Here is a 19,307-nt window from a genome sequence, read left to right on the forward strand (position 1 = left end):
CACCCGTATGGAAACGAGACTACTTAAGACCTTCGCCCCGCTGAACGACGAGTCGGGTCTGGGTTACTACCGCCGCCTGTCTGAGGCCAATGCTCTCAACGGCTGGAAAGAACTGGCAAGACTCAGCGAAGTTTCAGGTACACGCAGCAGCCTATTCAGTCGCCCAGAGCATGTGGCGAAGATGCTGGGCATTGACAGTGCGGCTTGCCATGCCGCGAGCTCTCGCGAAGAGCTTGCACTGGGGTGGCGAGGTTTGCGCCGCGCAGGTTTCGACGCCATCTGCCCACACTGCCTCCAGGAGTCCCCCCACATCAGGTTAAGTTGGGACCACGTGTACGTGGTCGCTTGTTCGACCCACAAAACGCTGCTCGTCGACAAGTGTGACGGCTGCGGACAGCGCCTGTCTGACACAAGGGAACAGATTGGCATTTGCGCGTGTGGTCACAACCTTCTGACAAGCCATACCAACCCAGCAACCAGTGCGCAGCTATGGGTGGCTTCCATCGTCTCCTCGCGGGGTGCCGGCAGCGGCGACTGTCTCCCAGCCCTGTTGGACGTCCATGTCGACCTCTTCAGTCTGCTGGTGCGAAACCTCTGCCAGCTATTTGACCCGGCACTCACGGTGACACGACAGAACGCAGCGGCTCCCAAGACTGTTCAGGAGTCGGTCGAATTCCTGAAGCCTCTCGAATCCTTGCTTCACGCCTGGCCTCGCGGGTTTGAAGCGCACGTCCGCGACCGAATTGCATTTGGCCCTCCCAATGGTCGAACCCTCAACACCAAACTCGGCAAGTGGTATCTGCGGCTCAAGGATGTCGGTCTGGAGGGTGCCTTGAATCCGTTTCTGGACGCCGTACACCGAGTAGCGGCTAACGAGTACTCCGGGGTATTGGCGCTTGACCACGTGGCTGGTCTTGAGGGGCGGACCGCATCGCACTTCATGCTCCCGGAGGCAGCCGCCCACATAGGCGTTCATCGAGCCACTTTGGTGAAGGCTGTGGCAACAGGGGAGGTCGCCGCAGTCATCCGACCGTATGCCAATCAGGGTGTTGCAAGAGAGATACCCATTGCTGAAGTGGAGGCCATCGCGGCATCCAGACAGGGGTGGATAAGCGAGAGGGATGCCCGTGATTTTTTGAACGTACCGGAATCCGTCTTCAAGAGCATCGTGCAGGCGGGACTGGTGGTTCCTGACTACGCTGCGCGCCAAGATATTCGCAGGGGAGCTCCCATTGAGCGAGCCGCCCTTGAGCGCCTTAGTACACGGTTGGCCGAGGGTTGTCTGAGAGAGGGTTGCAGCGATGGTGAGCGCTTGCAATTGAGGGACTTGAATGCTCGAAAGCTCGGGGATAGACAAGCCATTGTTCGCTTGCTCAAGGCAATCGAGAAGGGCGATGTCCGGCCTGTAGGACGCTCAGGTTCCGTTGGTGACTTGGAGTTCCTTCAAGCCGACGTGGCAACGTTCTTTGACTCCAAAGCCGTCGAGGCCGGTCTTTCGGTTCAGGCACTATCAAAGGCAACGGGATGGAAGTGGGAATCCATCAGCCACTGGATAGACGAAGGCCTGCTGGAGTCGGTCCCAACGGTACTTAGGGGGCAACCGTGTCGGGTGGTGTTGCCAGAACATCTCATCAAATTTAGCAGTAACTTCGTTCCCTTGGCATCGCTGGCTCATTCGCTCAATGCCCGCTCATCTGAGCTATTGGAGCGACTTGGGAGCATCAAAACGTTCGGCGGAAAGCCTCTGCCAAATGGTGCGGTGCGCGGAGCACTCGTTCGCCTTTCGGACCTCGCGCAGGCGGCACTGCTTCCGGCCCTAAGGGAAGAGGCTCGCTGCGCGTGAGCAGCCAGTTCAAAGGACCCCTCAGAAAGAATTTCGCCATGCAGATTCAACTTGCTTCGGATTTGCACCTGGAACACCTGGCACGCGAGTTCCCAAGCGAAGCCTTGATTCGACCCGCACGTCAAGCCGATGTGCTGGTTCTTGCGGGTGACATCGGGCGCGCGGCTGGCGCCATCGCGTTCGAGCACGCCTGTGTCGTTGACGTTCCTGTTGCGTGACAACTTCTGAGACCACGCCTGTCCATGAACAGCTTTCAAGTGAGGTACACATGAAAACACTGCGTGGCAAGGGTGAGGTGGTGCTGTATCTAGACTATGACGGTGTGCTCCACCACGAGGACGTGTGGTGGCACTGGCGCCGCGGCGCCTACATAAACACGCCTGGGTATGCGCTGTTCGAGCACACCGACTTACTCGAAGATGCGCTCTCACCTTTCCCAGCAGTTCGCATTGTTTTGTCGACGTCCTGGGTTCGAGTGCTCCGTTACAGCCGTGCCGTCAAGCGCCTCAGCCCCGCACTGAGAGAGCGGGTCATCGGGGCGACTTTTCACACAATGATGAATCGGTCCGACTTTGAAGCGCTCCCACGGGGCATGCAAGTCCTCAACGATGTCGCCCGCAGAAAGCCTCGCCGATGGGTGGCGCTAGACGACGATGCAGAGGGTTGGATGCCAGAGTACAGGGACCATTTGATTCACTGTGATAGCGTTCTTGGACTCAGTGCGCCTGGTGTGCTCGATGCGCTGAAGACGAGGTTGTTGCATTTCCAACATGCGTCGAATGACCCGCAATAGACCCACCTCCCAAGAGCTAGTGCCTGCCCTTCTGCCGAGGTCTAGTGGGTGTTGAGCAAGCTGTCCCTGAGGATGAACTCGTCCGCATCGGACAGGCCGTCCAAGCGCCGCCAACAGACACGTCGAACTAGGTTGGAAAAGCCATGCGTTTGATTTTTCTCGACTTTGATGGGGTCCTTCACCCGCTGGAGCCAGAGTCTTTGGGGCTCGAGCGATTTTGTTGGCTGCCGGTTCTCACTAGCTTGTTGAGCGGTCACGATGACGTTCAAATCGTTGTTCACTCGACCTGGCGCTACGAGTACACAAACCCTGAACTACGTGCATTGCTGGGTCCGCTAGGCATGAGGTTCGCTGGAAGTGCACCTCGTGCTCCACGTGAGCAAGCGATTGAGACAGTGCTACAGGCGAACCGAGCGATTGAGCATCACTTGGTGCTCGACGACGACGCACGGGAATTTTCGGGTACTGCGGTGAACTTGCTGTTGCTTGATTCCCAGCGCGGCATCTCTGACGAGCAAGCTCAGGCGGATGTGACTGCATGGTTGTTGTCTACCGCGACGCCCGAAGCTACGGCACAGGGGAGAGACACATGACAGTGTGGAGGCCAACGCAGGCTTGGCATCCGCTAGGCGCGTTGAGTCTCTGCGGGTACGTCCTGACGTGGGAAGTCTTCGACAAACTGCGTAATTTCGTCGCGAAAGCTCTTTGCACCACCCTTGGCGGGGTGCCGAACAGCTGGCACCGAAACGCCCAGCTTTTTCAGTGCCCTTTCGGCCACCTTGCCCACGGGCACCACCTTAGGCTTGCCGAGCAGTGCTAACAAGCTCGGAAGGACATCAGCGGTGACCTTCAATTCATCAAGCCCTGGCTTGCGATTCGAACATGGATTGCCGGCTTCATAGGGGTGGCAAGGGAACGCGTTCCAAAGCACAAACTCATCGGACCTGAATTCGTTCTTCAAAAGATGCGACCAAACGATGGTGGCGGTCTGCTCCGCCAAACATCTCGGGAACTGCCTTTCGCTACTTGTCCTCTCGCCGATGGAAGGCAACACTGCAGACGCGGGAACGTTTGGGTGCTCGTTGAGCAGAATGCGCTCGGACGTCATCGCAATGCCGGTGAACTTCGCACCACGCCAAGACGGCGCCTCGGCAACTAGCACCAAGCGCGTGGTCCTCAAGCGCTGCGCAAGGTAGCTCCTCAGTTGCTCCGCACGCTGTCTGGGTGCGGAAGTACTTGAGTCATTGACCTCATCGAAGTCGCGCCAAGGATTGAACACATTCGGCAGCGGCGGAAGAGCCTGCAGTTGCTGTACGAATGCTTCGGGGGTTCGTGCACTAGCTTTCATTCCCGCAGAGGCTACTTGGAGTCCCTGCTGCATGCAATGTGGGCTGGAGGTGAGCACTCTGTTTAGCCCAGACAGAATCGGTTGAGCAGATTTCAGGTGGTTCCCAAGACCCTTGCACTGGTCTGACCTTTCACCCGGAGTCCTCTCAGGTCGTCGAGACACCAGAGCGCCCGGGGGCGTTACTTCATTGCTTCGCGTGACGGCTCTGCCGGACCTGTTGCACCATGCTCGAAATGACGATGTGTCGGATGGCACGCAACAGACGCCCCTCACCCGCTTCGACGGCGGGTTGGGGTGCCTGGGGATGACCAGTGCCCAGCCGAGCCACCGTTTCGGCGTACTCCTTTGCTAGGGACTCAAGTAGGTAGTCGGCCGCTGGCTCAATGCGGTCGAGCATTCCATCTAGGAGACGCTGGGCTGTTGCGGCTCCGAGGCCAAGTGCAATGCCTGCTTCCAGAAGCCCTGCATAGGTGACTTGGTCAAACCTGTTCGCGCCGGGGATAGTTGTAGCCAGACCGGTCCTGGGCCAAATGGCGTTCTGGTCCGCGAATGCCGGTGTGTCGTAGACCGCTGTGCAGAGCATGTCGTAACCAGGCGCAAGCTCTATGCCAGAGCGCGTGACGAGAAACGACAGGTTCTTCAAGTGCGAGTCGCCGTTGCCAAGCAGTGTGTTGAAGACCATCCACTGAAACAGCTTGCGCCGAGCCAGCGCTTTGGAGCGGGTCATCTCAACGGCTTCAGCCAAAGTTTCTAGGCGAGCCAGGTCGTATTTCAGGACTCGCGAGCGATTGAGCAACTGGCACGTATCGATGACGTGCAGTCGTGAGACGTGGCGCGTGTGCTTGTCCTGCGCGCGGTCAAACCGTGTGATGAGGTAAACGGGCTCGGGGACATACAGCCTGAACACCGGGGGCACGTCAAGCTTGAGCCGTTGGGCGAGCCTCATCGAGAAGTACTCGTTGGCTACTGAATGCGGATACGCAGCTGCGACAGAGTTTGGCTTGAGGATGTGGGTGGATGGCGTCGCGGGCAAAGGTTCAAAAAGGGTTGGCTCGAGCTCACCCTTTTCGTTGGAGTAGGCGACCACGACCATTTTGTGTTGAGCACCGGCCAGGGACATGCGCTTTGGAGACCCTTGCGTGAGAGGCGCGATGGGAAGGTTGCGGATGCGAGCGCTGAGTTCCTCTGGTGCGAGCTCACGCAAGCCCTCCTGTGCAGGAGGGCGCCCCAGCGGGTGCAGGACGAGTGAGCCGGCCGACTCCGACCCGTAATGGCGCAAGAGCCCGAAAACATCCTCGAACGCCAGTTGGGCTTCTTTCGCGAGCGACTTTCGCAGCTCTTCCTCGGGCAAAAGGTTGTCGAAAAACCATTGCACCGGTCGAGTTGACGACCCGTCGACGTAGGCATCCTCGCGCAATCCAAGACTTGGAGAAAGCGCAAAGGCCCCTTCCTTCGAAACCCAGCTCACGTCGTACTGGAGGACCCAGACGTCGTTCACATCGAAAAGCCATCCCACACGGTTGGTGTCGATGCGAAGCTCAAGGGCGCGAGGACGTTCACCCTTGTTCAGGCTCGCCTGCAAGCTGTCCAGCAATGCAGGGCTGTGGTTGGAGATGCTGGTCCGCCGCTTGAGAAAATCGATGAGCTCGAGAGAAGCCGTTCTCTCTTGTTCATACTCCGCCGCTGTGTCGTTGGTCGGCGCCAAGGGTTGCAGTACTGCGGCCATCTCCGCTGCGGCGCGAGCTTCTTCAGTCATGGCGCTCGCCCCGCGCGGAACTCTTGGAAGTCGCCGTGTCGAGCTCAGCCTGTGCGCCCTTGGCAATGGACTGCGCGACCGACTGAGCCCATGCCTCGGAACCGTTTCGACCAAGGATGGCCATCAAGCTCTGCCAGACCGTGCGTTTTTTGGGGCCCTTGGGAAGGGCATCCAGGTTGAGGTTGTCCGGGATTTCCAGGTTCACCTTGATGCCCGCCTCCTGCAGTAGGAGGAGCACCTTGCCGAGCTGGATGGTCGGCTTGCCCTTCTCAACGTCGAGCACGAAAACCGGCCCGACACCTGCAGAGCCAGCCAAATCATCAGAGCGTACGCCCTGGGTCTTTCGAACAAGGCGCAAGACGGCACCAATCTGAGCTGGGGAGTCGACGGGAATGCGCATGGAGGTTATCTATGTGGATGCATAGATAGTACGTCAAGTGCGCCGCCGAGTCACTATTTTCTATGTCTACGCATATATTCCGCTATGAGATGGTCCGCCAGAGACGATATCTATCAGTTTGCATAGATTACCCTTCAAAATGGGCTGTAAACCAAAAAATCTATGCAGTCGCACTGATTAAGAATCACAAACTGGCTCAGTTCCAGGCGCCATGACTCCCTTGTCCTTGAGATGAACTCACCTGCAGCCACCAGAGGGTGCGGGAGAGGTTCTTAAGCGACGCAGAATCTCTGCTTCAAACAGTCGAACCCACTCTGCGTTGGTGAAGCCAGAACACTCGGCGCGAAGCATCGGCCCGTGTGGGCCAGTACCAGTCAGAAGATAGGTCCGCGCATTCAGAATGTGTGCAGTGCTCATCTGCACCAAGGAGATGGCAGTTCCGTCATCACAAATCCAGTTTGGGACTCGCATTTCGCGCTCCTTCCATCGGACAACGACTCTATGCGCTGCCCGAGTTTGAGAGCAACAAATACCTTTGAGGCTATCTGTTTTTATTCCGATACCCGCAGTACAGATGCGTCCTTTCACGGGGTAGCAGTGCTATCGCGCACCCAGGTCGCAGTGGCAAAAGGAAAGGAAACTGCGACCTCAATTCCCTAGCAGGTAAAGAAGCGGGCTCGTTTCTGCACTAGCGTTGGCTCCAGTACTACCGCAGGGCCCTCTGGAGCATCAGCAACCAACAGCCGGGCCCGCAGCAAGGGGAGACATGCGTCTGAGACGCATGGTTCAGACGGTCAAATCAAAGCTCGCCCGAAGTAGCCACTGAAGGGGTCCGGTTCCCCGCCAGCGGTGAGTCGCCGGACACGACGAAGTTCGGGGTTCGCTTGTTCAGCTATGCGCTGCGCTCTTTGCAGCCATTCATGAGCGTGCTTTTCCAGGGGCGTATCTGATTCTGCCAACCGCTCCTGAATGCGAAGCAGGTACGCCAGCATCAACTGACTGTCGTTCGATGCTCTGGCCTCGGCCAAGAGCTTCTGCCTGAAGTCCTCCAACGCACGATTTTCGCGTTCCCGCTCTTCGCGAACTCTCGCTTCTTCAGCCCATCTCAACCGTTGCGCTTCCATTTCTTGAGCGCGCTTCTTCAGGGCTCTTGCAGCGTCCACAAGACCTTGGACGAACGAGCCGAGTTTGTCGCTCAAAGACTCGCGAGCGCCATCACCCCACTTCTTGCGCCCGTCAAAGTAGCTGGTGATTTCTAGGCTCAGCTTCCCGGTAAAGGTATAGACATATTCAGTGCCTCCCAAGCGCTTGTAGAACGGGTCCTGCACGGGCGCCTCAGCTCTTGAATGTTGCTCGAAAAGTCGGAACGAGACGCGCTGGCCGTCATGCTCAAACTCAAGGGCCTTTTCGCCTTTGACCAGCTTCGCTTGGACTTCGGGCAGTGCCTTCTCCACCGCGTCAAGGAGCAAAGCTGCATATTCCACTGTTCCTTCAGAGACACGACATGAAAACAGTTCTGGGCCCGAGCACTCAAGGAAGCCGTGTCTGTCAGGCTTCGTACTCAGCAGCTTCTTTCGGGTCGCTGCAGTGAACCGGCTGAGCTTTTCAGCCTGAAGTTCAGGCTGGGGGACGACGACCAGTTTGGGTTCGTTCTCGTCTGCCTTGACTGGAGGAGCAAGCCGGTATCGGCGCGCATCGATTTCTATCTCGCTCTCGACCGCAAGCTTTGGCAGCGGTGGTCTGGTACCTGCCTTGCCGAACTTGAGCTTCACCCAGTAGCCCACCGGGGGCAGAGGAATCGCATGCTTGCGACAAGCTTTGGCTAAACCGACGTCAGAGATGTCGAGTTCCTTGGCGATATGGGTGACTGGCTTCTCCCAAACCCTGCGGTACAGCTCTTCACGCGAAATCTTCACAGCACCTCCTCAGCCTGCGCAAGAGCCGACGACCGGCTACCGACGTTGCCGCAGACATGCTTGAAGATTCAACAACAACGAGGTACTGTGAGCAACAGCAAACCGTGGTGGGAAAATGCAGGCCTACGTCGTGCTCTCATCGACCCTTCAACCCTTCACAGGGGAGTTACTCTCTGGTTAAGGTCTCCATGGGTGACCGTATGCGATGACACCGTAGAGGTACGGAGGAAGACCCCCCCTGCAGGAGGAATTTCTCACCTTATGAGGCCCGCCTTCTCACCTTTTGGTTCGAGAAGCCCGGGAGAGCCTTGATTCATAAGGGGGGCATTTCTTGGCTTATGTGTCTCTCTACAGTCAGTTGCAACTTGCATTCAGGTCTTCAAATGACAAAAATGCAAGCCATGACTGACAAAATACGGCTTCCCGACGAGTTGGGTGCCCAGTTGCGCTTGCGGCGCGAGGCCTTGGGATTGAGCAAATCCGAGCTGGCCTCCAAGGCCGGCAAGGTGCGCGAAGTCGTCTATCGGCTGGAGGCTGGTGAGGACACCACAGTCTCCTCCTTGCTGGCGGTCATGGCTGCCCTTGGCCTGTCGTTGAGGCTTGAAAATGCCGGCCTGCCGTCAGCCGCCGAGGTCGCCCGCCGCTTCCAGATGGACGACGAAGACGCGCCAGAGGGCGGAAGCTCCGGCCATGACCCAGCTGCCTGAAAAGTTGCGTCAACTGCAGGTCGCCATTGGCGACCACGCGCAGGCGGGTCAGTTGCTCAAGGGGTCGACCTACGAGTTTCGTTACCTCGACGCTGACCCGTCGCAGCTGTCGGTGGCCTTGCTCATGCCCGCCAGCGAACGCCTGACCTGGCAAGACGGCGACCTGTTCCCGCCCATGGACCAGAACCTGCCCGAGGGCGATCTGTTCATGAAGATCCGGCAGCTGTTTCCCAAGCAGCCCATGACGCCCATGCACCTGCTGGCGCTGGTGGGCCGCAATGGCATCGGCCGGCTCGGCTACAGCCTGCCCGACACGCCCGAGCCAGCAACGCCGAGGACGCTGAGCAAAGCCGAACTGCTGCAGACCCGCTACACGCCCGAGCTGTTCAACGATCTCATGGCAGCCTACCTCAGCACCGGCGCCGGCATTGCCGGCATGCAACCCAAGATCATGGTGCCCGACCGGCCCACGGTGCCCATTCCCTCTCTCATCGTCAAAGCCGCCAGCCCCGCCTATCCGGGCCTTGCCGCCAACGAATACCTGTGCCTGAGCGCCGCCCGCCGCGCCGGCATCGAGACGCCGGGCTTCGATCTTTCGCACGACGGGCAGATGCTGATCCTGGACCGCTTCGACCTGGTTCACCACACCGACGGACACATCGAACGTCTGGGCTTCGAAGACATCGCGGCGCTGGCCGGTCTGAGGGTGCGAGATGTGCTGTCGGACCGCAAATACCAGGGCAGCTACCAGCGCGTGGCCGAGCTGCTGCGCCAGCTGCAGCTGCCGGCCCGCGAACTGCACCGCTTCTTCGAGCAGGTGGCCCTGTCCGTGATGGTCCGCAACGGCGACGCCCACCTCAAGAACTTCGGCGTTCTTTACCGCTCCGCCACCGACATCCGCCTCGCCCCGCTGTTCGACGTGGTCACCACCGCCATCTACACCTACACCCAGTACCCCGGCGGGCCAGAGCTGACCGACCGCACGCTGGCCCTGAAGCTGTTCGCCGGCAAGCACCACAGCAAGGCCTACCCCACACGCGACGAACTCATCGACTTCGGGCGCCGCATCTGCGGCGTGAGCCAGCCCGCGCAGACGTTGCAGCGCATTGCCGAGGCGATGCGCGCGACGCTGGAGGAGGCGCGGGGCGATCAGCGGGTGCCGGCGGAGTTGCTGGGGAAGTTGGGGCAGGTGTGGGAAGAAGGGTTCGGGTACGACGCTTGAAAGCTGCGTGAAGGCCTGCGTTCAGCTTTTGGGCCACGCACCAATTCGGCCGAGCGGACTGTTTCATGACGACTGATCAAGCCTCGTGTTGCCTGCCTGAGCCCGACATATCCGCTGATTCCTCATGGCTTCGTTGAGAGCACGCAACAGCTTCGACAGTTTTCGACCTCATCGCAAACGCCGCTTGGGCTGCGGTTACCTTCCATACCCCAGACAAGATCCACGGGACGAAAACAATTGCCATCAGTGCGAACAGCCAGCGCTGCGTAGATTGGTTATCAACAATGAACGACTTGAGTTTCCCTTCCTTCAGGGCCGCACATATCAACTCCGCTTCGTTGCGCGTGAACCCCGTTTCACGCATCACAGAATCGAGGTTGGAATGGCAGCTATCGGCGCCATACCTCCACCACCTGAAAGGGTGTTCAATGCTTGATTCTTGCGCTCGAAAATAGACGCCCGATTCCTTCGTCTGCAGCAACGCCCCGGAAGGCAGAAGCAGTGCGCCAAAGAAAAAAGTGCTCACCGCCAACACACCCACAACCAATGTCTCGATCACAAAGAGCGACTTTGGCGGTGCCTTGATGAGCCGTGGGTGCTTCGGGTCTACCCAGTCCCGCAATGCCGTCAAGTTCGCCAGGTCTATCTGATGCTGTGCGCTCCATGCGTGCAGCTTGTGAACCTCTGCCAGTGAGTCGACCTTCAGGCGATAGGTGAATCGGAACCGCTCCAGATCGCGGCTATTGATCAACAGCTCCTTCAGGATGGGGTCATTGACATCGGAACGCCCAGCCATCAGGTGCCATAACCTGTCCAGCACGCTGCGGATGGACCCTGCGCGCCACCAGAAGAAAGCCAAGAGAACAATGCTCATGAGCGTGAAAGCTGCAGGCTGCAGCAAAGGGCTCTGAACCAGCGAACTCAACATCTCCAAGACTCACCTCCCGAAACCTTCTTCTAAATAAACGCCGCGCAGCCAACCGATTGTCAAAGTCAGGTTGGCGCCCGCCCTTCATACGCCGCCGCCAGCAACGGCTTGACCTCGTCAAACTCCTTCATCGAGGTCAGCGTGATCTCGACATCGCCCGTTCCCCAGTGGCCGATGTTGCTGACGTCTCTGGCGTTCTTCAGCGCCTTCACCACGGGTGCCGGGTCCAGGTGCAGGTACAGCAGCACGCCCTTCTTGGCCAACACCACGGTGGCAAAGTTTTTAAGCCGCTTAAACGCCACGTAGAGCTTGAGCTCCTTGCGCTGCACGTCGTCGCCCAGCGAGGTGGCGTAGTCCTCCAGCGAGGTCAGCACCAGCTTCAAACTGGGTGGCAAGGCGCTCAGGTGTTCGGCAAAGGTCTTGTCGGTACCGCCAGCAGCGGAGGGCATGCTCACCGGCGTCTTGCCGGCTTTGGCGGGCTTGGCCTTGCTGGCGGCGGCGGTGCTGGCATTGGCCAGTTCAAACAGCAGCAGGTCATCACCAAACTTGCGGTAGCGAATCAGCTCGATGTTGCGATTCATCTGCTGCACCGCGTGACCATCGAACTTGGTGAAGTCGGCCGCGATGCACACCAGGCGCGGCGCGCTCCAGTCGATGGCGTCGGCCGCTGCCTTGCCCACTTTCTCCAGCACCAGCAGCTTGAACTCGGCCTGGTGGTCCATCAACCAGTCCAGGTAATACAGTCCCTGGTTGATGACGTTCTCACCCACCGAGCGCTTGTATTCAATGATGACGGGGCAGTGGTTCTCGTCCAGCCCGAGCGAATCGATACGGCCGCCGTGCGTCTTGCCGGTGGAGTATTCCGAGGCCAGAAAACGGATGCTCAGAAACGTGTCGAGGTTCGCCTCGATCAAATTCTGCATCGGCTTTTCCAGGTCCGATGCGGCACCTTGCAGCTCGGTGGCTTGGCTTTTGGTAATGCGAAAGAGTTTGATGTCGCTCATAAGAACCTTCTTTAGTTCACAGTGGAGGCAAGGCGGACAGTCCAATGACCACCGCTCTCCTGCTGCACTTTCAGCAGGTCATAGGTCTTTAGCATGTCGAGCAAACCAGAATGACCGTATTTCTTGGGCGAGAAAGAAGGATCTGCTCGCTTGAGGTATGAGCCAAGACCACCCACACTGACCTTGCCTTCCGACGAATCCGCCGCGAGTAGGGCCACAGCCTCCACCACAAACAAAGGGCGCTGTTTGGCTACTGGCTTTGTCGGGTCAGGCTTTGCCGCCTCAGCTTTGCTCGCCGCTTGGGGTTGCTCCACGACAGGTTCAGGCTTCACCCACTCAAAGAACTGGTCGCTCGCGTTGCGCAAGGCGTCCGGGCTCTTAGCTTCCCCCACGATGTGCACGGTGGCGCCGCGCTCGCGCAGCTTGCGGCAGAGGTAGGCGAAGTCGGAGTCGCTGGTGACGAGACAGAAGGTGTCGGCCCGCTCGTCAAACAAGGCTTCGACGGCGTCGAGCGCCAGCGCGATGTCAGAGGTGTTCTTGCCGGCCGCGTACTGATATTGCAGGCAGGGCGTGAAGGCGAGGCGGACCAGTGCTTCCTGCCATTTGTTGGCCAGGGTGGTGTGGTTGCCGTAACCGCGCCGCAGCACGACGCGGCCAAATTGGGCGACAACGCGCAGGGCGTATTCGAGAATTTCGGGGGTGGTGTTGTCGCAGTCCACCAGGACGGCGACGCGCGATTCTTGATCTGCGCCGTGGTGATTGTTCGCCATCTGTGGGGACCTCCCTTGGGTTTGAGGCTTACATCATAGGCAGCGCCTTGGGCACCCTACGCCGTATCCCGCTGCTCAAACCCGCCCGGCAGGTGGCGGGTGATGACGGCCTGGGTACTCATGGGGTTTAGGGTTGCGGCAGCGCCGACGCCGGCAGGCCAAACACCTTGTCGAACGCCCAGTTGAAGACGAAGGTGTAGAGCAGGAAGAACATGGCCAGCCCGATCTCCAGCACCAGCGCGTGCTCCAGGCTGATGCCGAGCCACCAGGCGAACAGCGGCACCAGCAGGACCAGGAAGCCCAGCTCGAAACCGACGGCGTGGGCCACGCGGCGCCCGAGGCCACGGCCGCGCACGCTCTGGCGCGCTTCCCAGCGCTCGAACAGGGTGTTGTAGACCAGGTTCCACACGATGGCGATCACCGCCGAGGCCACCGCGATCACGCCGGCGCGCTCCAGGCTGGCGCCGGAACCGGCGGCCAGACCGGTGCTGCTGATGGCGATGGCAAACAGTTCGTAGAGGGTGACGTAGACGATTTTTCGGCGGGCGCCTTGCATGGGAATGGGAGGTGTGGGGTTACTGGAGCCGCGGGGGCGCGGCTATGCTCCCCCGATTGTGATGTCTGGGCTGGAGCGCGCGATGCTGGATGTGGTCTGTCTGTGTGCCGAGTGGTGCAGTGCCTGCCGGGCCTGGCGGCCGGACTGGAACGTGGCCGTCGCGCGCCACCCGGAGCACCGCTGGCAGTGGCTGGACATCGAGGACGAGCCGGACCTGATGGACGAGGTGGGGCTGGACATCGAGACCTTCCCCACAGTGCTGATCGCCCGCGGTGGCCAGGCCCTGTTCCTCAGTGCGATCCCGCCGCAGCCGGCGTTTCTGGACCACCTGCTGGCCCGCCTGGGCGCCAAAGATGCCGCCCCGCAGAGCGTGGCGCCCGAGGCGGTGGCGCTGGCGCAGCGCCTGGCCGCGCGCCACCGCGCCTGAACACCATTCCTTTCACCGAAGCACCGGAGCCGGGCGTCGATACACTGCGCGGCGTCGGCTTCAGGCGGTCAGCCCGAGGAAGCTGTCGAGGATGTGGAAGTGGTCGTCGTGGAAGCGGTCTTCCATCGCCGCGAGGTCGGCGATGGGCACCCACTGCGCCGAGCGCGCGTCGTCGCTGCCCTGCACCTCGGGCAGCGGACGCTGGCCCAGGTCGAAGTGGTGGGCGTGGGTGATGACGCGGCCGCGCGCGCTGCGGTCGGGGTGGTCGAACACGCGCACGCCCTTGAGCGCGTGCGCGATGTCGGCCGGCAGCAGGTGCAGGCCGGTCTCTTCGTGCAGTTCGCGCAGGGCCGACTGGTAGACCGTCTCGCGCGGCTCCAGAAAGCCGCCGGGCAGGGCGAACAGGCCCTGGCCGGGCGCACGGTCGCGCACGATCAGCAGCACGTGGCCGGCGCACTGGATCAGCGCGTCGACCGTGACGAACACCGGCGGGTAGGGCGCGCTGGCCCACAAGGCCTTCTCGGCGCGCAGGCTGGCCCACTCCGTCCCCAGTTCGCGGTAGCAAGGCAGCTGGGCCCAGGCGCGCAGGAAGTCGATAGTTGAAGGCGGCACCTGGCTGACCAGGGCCGCGAGCGCGGGCTCCAGCGGGTGTCCGGCGGCGCCGAACAGCGCGTCGCGCACGGCGCTCGAATGCAGCGCGCCCTGCGAGCCCACGTCGTCCAGCAGCCAGCCGGGAAAGTCGTCGAGGTAGGTGCTGGTCGCGTCCTTGTGGTGGCCCACCAGCACGGTCTGGCCCGGCGGCAGGGTGCCCAGCTGCGCCTGCACGCCTTCGCGCACCGCCTGCACCCAGCGCTGGCCGTCGTAGTGGTCGCGCACCGGCAGAAAGCCCACACGCGCCGCCTCGTCGGCGCTCAGTGCCAGGCGGATCATCTCGACGCGCTCGGCCCAGGTGAAGGGGTTCTTGGGGCTGCGCGCCTGGAAGGCGGAACCGATGACGACCACCACGCGCGGTGCAAGCGCGAGGGCGCGGCGGATCACGGCGAGCTGCCCCAGGTGCAGGCCCTGGAAGCGGCCGATGCAGACGGCGGCGGCGAAGGTCGGGGTAGTGGCGTTCATGGTGATCAGAAGTGTTGGGCGGCGATGGGCATCTGGCGGCCGGAGCCGAAGGCACGGGCGCGCACACGGATGACGGGCGGGGCCTGGCGGCGCTTGTATTCACTGCGCGCGACCATGCGGCGCACACGGTCCACCAGCGCCGGGCCCTCGGGCTGCTGCAGCAGACGGGCCACGAAGGTCTCGACCTCGACACGCTCCTCGCGCGCCAGGCCGTGGCCTTCGATCAGGTGCTTGAGGACTTCGTCCAGCACCTCGTAGGGCGGCAGGCTGTCGGTGTCCTTCTGGTCGGGCGCGAGTTCGGCCGAGGGCGGCTTCTCGATGATGGCCTGCGGAATGATCTCGCGCCCGGCGGCCTCGTTGAGGTGGCGCGCGAGCGCGAACACTTCGGTCTTGTAGAGGTCGCCGATCAGGCCCAGGCCGCCGTTGGTGTCGCCGTAGAGCGTGCAGTAGCCGACCGACATCTCCGACTTGTTGCCGGTGGTCAGCAGCAGGTGGCCCCAGGTGTTGGAGTACTCCATGAGGATGGTGCCGCGGATGCGCGCCTGCAGGTTCTCCAGCGCCAGGCCCTGCAGCGGCGCACCGAAGGCGGCTTCGAAGCCCGCGCTGTAGCCCTTCACCAGGTCGGCGATGGGGTGGCGGTGCAGGCGCACGCCCAGCGCGTCGCACAGCGTCTGCGAGTCGTCCACCGAGCCCGCCGACGAAAACACCGAGGGCATGGTGATGGCGGTCACCCCGTCGGGGCCGAAGGCTTCGGCCGCGAGCGCGATGGTGATGGCCGAGTCGATGCCGCCGGAGGAGCCGATCACTGCCTGTGTGAAGCCGCAGCGGCGCGCGTAGTCGCGCAGGCCGAGCACGATCTGCTCGCGGTAGAAGGCCAGAGTGGACAAGCCCTCGGCGGGCACGGCAGGCAGTGCGCCACCCCGCGCGTCGCGGAAGCCGCTGGCCTCGAAGCGCAGCGTGGTGACGTCCTCGGCAAAGCGCTGCGCCTCGAACACCACGCCGGCTTTCGGCTCCACCGCGAAGGAGGCGCCGTCGTAGACCAGCTGGTCGTAGCCGCCAACCTGGTTGACATAGAGGATGGGCAGGCCGTGGCGGCGGCTGGCGGCCGCGAAGATCTGGTGGCGCTGTTCGCGCTTGCCGATGTGGGACGGGCTGGCGTTGATGGACACCACCAGGTCGGGCGCGGCGTCGCGCAGCCGCTCGAACGGGTTGACCGTGTAGCCGCTGCCGTCGTCGTTCCAGCCGTCTTCGCAAATCAGGAAGCCAACCTGCGCAGTGCCGATGCGCAGCACCTTGGCCACGTCGGGGCCGGGCTCAAAGTGGCGGCGCTCGCTGAAGATGTTGTAGGTGGGCAGCAGCTGCTTGGCGTATTCAAGCAGCACCTCACCAGCCCGGACCACGCGCAGCACGTTACGAAGCGGCTTGCCCGGCCCGTGGTGGGCCGCCGGCATGCCGATCACCCAATGCAGCGCGGGCATCTGGCGCGAGGCCTGCAGCAGCGCCTCGAAGCCGGTGTCCACACGGGCCATGAAGTGCGGTTCGTCGAGCAGGTCGCCCGGGTAGTAGCCGGTGAGCGAGAGTTCGGAGAAGACCACCAGCTCGGCACCGTCGTCGCGCGCGCGCTGCGCGGCTGCGACCATCTGGCGCACGTTGCCGTCCATGTCACCCACGGTGACGTTGAGCTGGGCCAGGGTGATGGTGATCATGTGGCCTCCGCAGGCACGTTGAACACCTGGCGCAGGTAGGCCAGGAAGGTGGCGTCGTCGCACAGGGTCTTGCCGGGCGAGTCCGACAGCTTGGCCACCGGCTGGCCGTTGGCGCTGGTGAGCTTCATGACGATGTTCAGCGTCTGCAATCCGACGTCGTTGGACAAATGGGTGCCGATGCCGAAGCCCAGCTGCGTGCGGTCGCCCAGCGCGCGGTAGATGGCGATGGCCTTGTCCACGGTCAGACCGTCGGAGAACACCAGGCGCTTGGTGTGCGGGTCGATGCGCAGCTTGGCGTAGTGGGCCAGGGCCTTTTCGGCCCAGACCAGCGGGTCGCCCGAGTCGTGGCGCAGACCGTCGAACAGCTTGGCGAAATAGAGGTCGAAGTCGGCCAGGAAAGCGTCCATGCCGACCACGTCGGTCAGCGCGATGCCGAGGTCGCCGCGGTACTCCTGCACCCAGTCCTCCAGCGCGGCCTTCTGCGAATCGCGCAGGCGCACGCCCAGCGCCTGGTAGGTCTGCAGGTACTCGTGCGCCATGGTGCCGATGGGCACCAGACCGAGGTCGCACGCCAGCCGCACATTGGAGGTGCCCTTGAACACCTGGGGCAGGCGCGCGCTGAAGGCCTGCACCACCTCGCGCTGCCAGGGCCGCGAGAAGCGGCGGCGCACGCCGAAGTCGAACAGCTCGAAGGGGTGGCGCAGGGCGGGCTGCTGCACGAACGCTTCGATGGTGGCGATCTTGGCCTCCAGCCGGCGGCGACCCTCGGCCTCGGCCGCGGCGCGGTCGAAGCGGCGGAAGTACAGCTCGTTGACGATGGCCAGCACGAAGATCTCGAAGGCCATGACGTGGACCTGCGGCCCCTTCGCCACGATGCGCAGCTGGTCGCCCTCGGCGAAGGCCTGGATGAAGCCGCGCTGGAAACGGAAGATGCGCAGGAAGTCGACGAAGTCGCTCTTGATGTAGCGCAGGCCGCCGAGGTAGCGCAGCTCGTCCTCGGTGAACGAGAGGGCGCACAGCGCGTCCAGTTCGGCGTTGACCTCGTCCAGCAGTTCGGTCAGCGGGTAGGCCGGCTGGTTGCGGCAGACAAAGCGGTACTCCGCCTGCGTCTGCGGATGCCGGTGCAGCATGGTCTGCCACATCGTGAACTTGTAGAGGTCGGTGTCCAGCAGGCTGGTGATGACGGGTTCCATGGTGGCTCCGGGTTCAGGCGCTGGCCTGAAGAAGGGGAAGGACCTCGGCGCAGGTGGCCAGGCGCGCGCCCTGGCGCTGCAGATCCGCCAGGAAAGCGGTGGCCTGTGCCTCGAACCCGGTGACCGGGCTCATCGCGTCGGTCAGCAGCACCAGCTTGTCCAGCCGGCGCGAGGGCAGGTGCTGCGCCAGGTGTTCGACGGTGGCCTTGACGCAGTGGCTGCTGGCCTCGCCCGCGATGACGATGCGCTCGGCCTCGTCGAGGCGGACGATCAGCGCGGTGTTGAGCTGCGTGTCGTCGTCGGCCGCGTCGGGCACCTCGGCCTGCAGGGCGCTGTAGTGCTCGGTCCAGGGGTTGCTGCCCTTGGTGACCTTCTGCACCACGCCCAGGCGCCGGTCCTCCCAGCGGTTGTAGGCGGCCCGGACGGCGGGGTGCACGTTGTGGCCCCAGCTGCCGATCTCGCAGTGCACGGGCCAGACCATCAGCGTGTAGCGGCCGGCCTGCTCCAGCGCGTCGAGGTAGGCGAGCGTGCGGGGCAGGGCGCTCGCATCGCGCGGCCGGTACTCGCCTGCGCGGACCTGGGCCGCGGTGATGGCGGTGAACGGCGCCACGGCCGCGCCTTCGCCGGTCTGCCAGAAGGTGGGGTGGGCGATGTCGTAGCGCTGGTGCGAATCGAGGGTGACGACGATGCGGTGAATGCCACCACCCCCGGCGTCGATCAGCGCGGCCAGGCGCAGCATGTCGGCGTGGGCGCCGCTGACCGGCAGCGCAGGTGCGGCGGGGGTCTGGCGCAGCGGGTCCACGGCGCGCCATTCCTCGGGCAGGTCACAGAAGTCGTTCTGCGGGTCGATGACCAACAAAGTGGTGCAGCTGCTCATGGTGTCCTCCTGGGTCGATGGTAGGTGAGGGCGCGCCTTTCCCCGGGCGCTGAGCCCTGTGCCCGGCGGTTTGTCGACGTGCTCCAGGGCGCCTCGCCGCAAGCCTGCGCGGGTGATCGGCGGCGGCAGAATGAGCCATTTTTAAAACCAGTAAAAATAAAAAACTGGCTTTTTATTTACATAAGGCATATGATTCGCCGGTGAGCGGTGTTCGCTGGCATGCGCCAACCGAAGCCCCAAGGCTGGCAGCCCCTGTGCCGCACAGCCCGTCTCCCTGCCCGGCGGCCTTGCGGCTCCTGCGGCATCTGTCCTCGCGGCATCCTTTGAAGCCGCTTCTCTCTGCGCCACCGGGGCTGTGTCCCGACCACGGCGCCACTCTCTGAAAGGCTCGCCATGAGCACCAAACTGTACGTGGGCAACCTGCCCTACTCCGCCGACGACCATTCGTTGCGCACCAACTTTGCCGAGTTCGGCGACGTGGCCTCGGCCAAGGTCATGATGGACCGCGACAGCGGCCGCTCCAAGGGCTTCGGCTTTGTGGAAATGGGCTCGTCCGAGCAGGCCGAAGCCGCCATCAAAGGCCTGAACGGCCTGTCCGTCGGTGGCCGCAACATCGTCGTCAACGTGTCGCGCCCGAAAGAGTCGACCGGCGGTGGCTACGGCGACCGTGGCGGACGCGGCGGCTACTGAGCCCCCACGCTCCTCGCAAAGAAGCCGGCCCACTGGGCCGGTTTTTTTTCGTCGA

At 62.4% G+C, this 19,307-nt stretch carries 20 protein-coding genes; 8 read left to right on the forward strand and 12 right to left on the reverse strand.

The genetic code is table 11. From position 1 onward, the window contains the following. Window positions 1-7: 7 nt before the first annotated feature. The 4 genes from BC358_RS13790 to BC358_RS13805 all read left to right on the forward strand — a co-directional run bounded on the left by BC358_RS13790 (window position 8) and on the right by BC358_RS13805 (window position 3,229). Window positions 8-1,843, forward strand: coding sequence for a TniQ family protein (locus BC358_RS13790; protein ID WP_079366265.1), 1,836 nt, complete (start codon window positions 8-10; stop codon window positions 1,841-1,843). 38 nt (window positions 1,844-1,881) lie between these two features. Continuing rightward, window positions 1,882-2,061 carry a hypothetical protein gene (locus BC358_RS13795; RefSeq protein WP_079366266.1) on the forward strand — a complete coding sequence of 60 codons (180 nt, stop codon included), beginning with the start codon at window positions 1,882-1,884 and terminating at the stop codon, window positions 2,059-2,061. Between the two features lie 50 nt (window positions 2,062-2,111). Further along, the gene (locus BC358_RS13800; RefSeq protein ID WP_079366267.1) at window positions 2,112-2,636 is read left to right on the forward strand and encodes an HAD domain-containing protein; all 525 of its coding nucleotides are present in this window, start codon (window positions 2,112-2,114) and stop codon (window positions 2,634-2,636) included. A gap of 143 nt (window positions 2,637-2,779) precedes the next feature. Then, the gene (locus BC358_RS13805) at window positions 2,780-3,229 is read left to right on the forward strand and encodes an HAD domain-containing protein (RefSeq protein WP_079366268.1); all 450 of its coding nucleotides are present in this window, start codon (window positions 2,780-2,782) and stop codon (window positions 3,227-3,229) included. A gap of 32 nt (window positions 3,230-3,261) precedes the next feature. Here BC358_RS13805 and BC358_RS13810 read toward each other — a convergent pair whose 3' ends face one another. The 4 genes from BC358_RS13810 to BC358_RS21895 form a co-directional block, all read right to left on the reverse strand. Continuing rightward, window positions 3,262-3,984 (reverse strand): uracil-DNA glycosylase, encoded by a 723-nt coding sequence (locus BC358_RS13810; protein WP_143434306.1) that lies wholly within the window; start codon window positions 3,982-3,984, stop codon window positions 3,262-3,264. Window positions 3,985-4,168: 184 nt separating this feature from the next. Beyond that, window positions 4,169-5,740: a HipA domain-containing protein gene (locus BC358_RS13815; protein WP_256861517.1), complete on the reverse strand. Its 1,572-nt coding sequence runs from the start codon at window positions 5,738-5,740 to the stop codon at window positions 4,169-4,171. After that, entirely contained in the window at window positions 5,733-6,140 is a 408-nt protein-coding gene (locus BC358_RS22200) for a hypothetical protein (protein WP_218669493.1), read from the reverse strand. Before BC358_RS22200 ends, BC358_RS13815 begins: the two co-directional genes overlap by 8 nt. Before the next feature lie 794 nt (window positions 6,141-6,934). Then, entirely contained in the window at window positions 6,935-8,056 is a 1,122-nt protein-coding gene (locus tag BC358_RS21895) for a hypothetical protein (RefSeq protein WP_143434307.1), read from the reverse strand. Window positions 8,057-8,457: 401 nt separating this feature from the next. Between BC358_RS21895 and BC358_RS13835 the strand changes: the two genes are divergently transcribed. Next, entirely contained in the window at window positions 8,458-8,763 is a 306-nt protein-coding gene (locus tag BC358_RS13835; protein ID WP_066152520.1) for a helix-turn-helix domain-containing protein, read from the forward strand. After that, complete coding sequence (locus BC358_RS13840) at window positions 8,747-9,985, forward strand: type II toxin-antitoxin system HipA family toxin (RefSeq protein WP_079366272.1); 1,239 nt, start codon at window positions 8,747-8,749, stop codon at window positions 9,983-9,985. The genes BC358_RS13835 and BC358_RS13840 overlap by 17 nt, the downstream gene beginning before the upstream one ends. A gap of 76 nt (window positions 9,986-10,061) precedes the next feature. Here the strand turns inward: BC358_RS13840 and BC358_RS13845 are convergent, their stop codons facing one another. The 4 genes from BC358_RS13845 to BC358_RS13860 all read right to left on the reverse strand — a co-directional run bounded on the left by BC358_RS13845 (window position 10,062) and on the right by BC358_RS13860 (window position 13,243). Further along, complete coding sequence (locus tag BC358_RS13845) at window positions 10,062-10,913, reverse strand: DUF6216 family protein (RefSeq protein ID WP_079366273.1); 852 nt, start codon at window positions 10,911-10,913, stop codon at window positions 10,062-10,064. A gap of 65 nt (window positions 10,914-10,978) precedes the next feature. Next, entirely contained in the window at window positions 10,979-11,836 is an 858-nt protein-coding gene (locus BC358_RS13850; protein ID WP_256861518.1) for a DUF5655 domain-containing protein, read from the reverse strand. 92 nt (window positions 11,837-11,928) lie between these two features. Next, window positions 11,929-12,687: an NYN domain-containing protein gene (locus BC358_RS13855; protein ID WP_079366275.1), complete on the reverse strand. Its 759-nt coding sequence runs from the start codon at window positions 12,685-12,687 to the stop codon at window positions 11,929-11,931. 127 nt (window positions 12,688-12,814) lie between these two features. Beyond that, the gene (locus BC358_RS13860) at window positions 12,815-13,243 is read right to left on the reverse strand and encodes a PACE efflux transporter (protein ID WP_079366276.1); all 429 of its coding nucleotides are present in this window, start codon (window positions 13,241-13,243) and stop codon (window positions 12,815-12,817) included. Window positions 13,244-13,304: 61 nt separating this feature from the next. Here BC358_RS13860 and BC358_RS13865 point away from each other — a divergent pair, with 61 nt between their 5' ends. After that, complete coding sequence (locus tag BC358_RS13865; protein WP_079366277.1) at window positions 13,305-13,670, forward strand: thioredoxin family protein; 366 nt, start codon at window positions 13,305-13,307, stop codon at window positions 13,668-13,670. 60 nt (window positions 13,671-13,730) lie between these two features. Here BC358_RS13865 and BC358_RS13870 read toward each other — a convergent pair whose 3' ends face one another. The 4 genes from BC358_RS13870 to BC358_RS13885 are packed head-to-tail and all read right to left on the reverse strand — an operon-like array spanning window position 13,731 to window position 18,562. Then, complete coding sequence (locus tag BC358_RS13870; RefSeq protein WP_079366278.1) at window positions 13,731-14,786, reverse strand: bifunctional nicotinamide-nucleotide adenylyltransferase/Nudix hydroxylase; 1,056 nt, start codon at window positions 14,784-14,786, stop codon at window positions 13,731-13,733. A 5-nt stretch (window positions 14,787-14,791) separates the two neighbouring features. Then, entirely contained in the window at window positions 14,792-16,492 is a 1,701-nt protein-coding gene (locus BC358_RS13875) for an NAD+ synthase (protein ID WP_079366279.1), read from the reverse strand. Then, complete coding sequence (pncB, locus tag BC358_RS13880) at window positions 16,489-17,685, reverse strand: nicotinate phosphoribosyltransferase (protein ID WP_079366280.1); 1,197 nt, start codon at window positions 17,683-17,685, stop codon at window positions 16,489-16,491. The genes BC358_RS13875 and pncB overlap by 4 nt, the downstream gene beginning before the upstream one ends. Window positions 17,686-17,698: 13 nt before the next feature. Beyond that, a complete protein-coding gene (locus BC358_RS13885; RefSeq protein ID WP_079366281.1) occupies window positions 17,699-18,562 on the reverse strand; it encodes a cysteine hydrolase in 864 nt (287 codons plus the stop codon). 393 nt (window positions 18,563-18,955) lie between these two features. On the opposite strand from BC358_RS13885, the gene BC358_RS13890 reads away from it, so the two are divergent. Continuing rightward, on the forward strand, window positions 18,956-19,252 hold the full coding sequence (locus tag BC358_RS13890) for an RNA-binding protein (RefSeq protein ID WP_079366282.1): 297 nt from the start codon (window positions 18,956-18,958) through the stop codon (window positions 19,250-19,252). Window positions 19,253-19,307 lie beyond the last annotated feature (55 nt).

Origin of the sequence: Hydrogenophaga sp. H7 (genome assembly GCF_002025745.1) — a bacterium.
Taxonomy (GTDB): Bacteria; Pseudomonadota; Gammaproteobacteria; order Burkholderiales; family Burkholderiaceae_C; genus Hydrogenophaga; species Hydrogenophaga pseudoflava.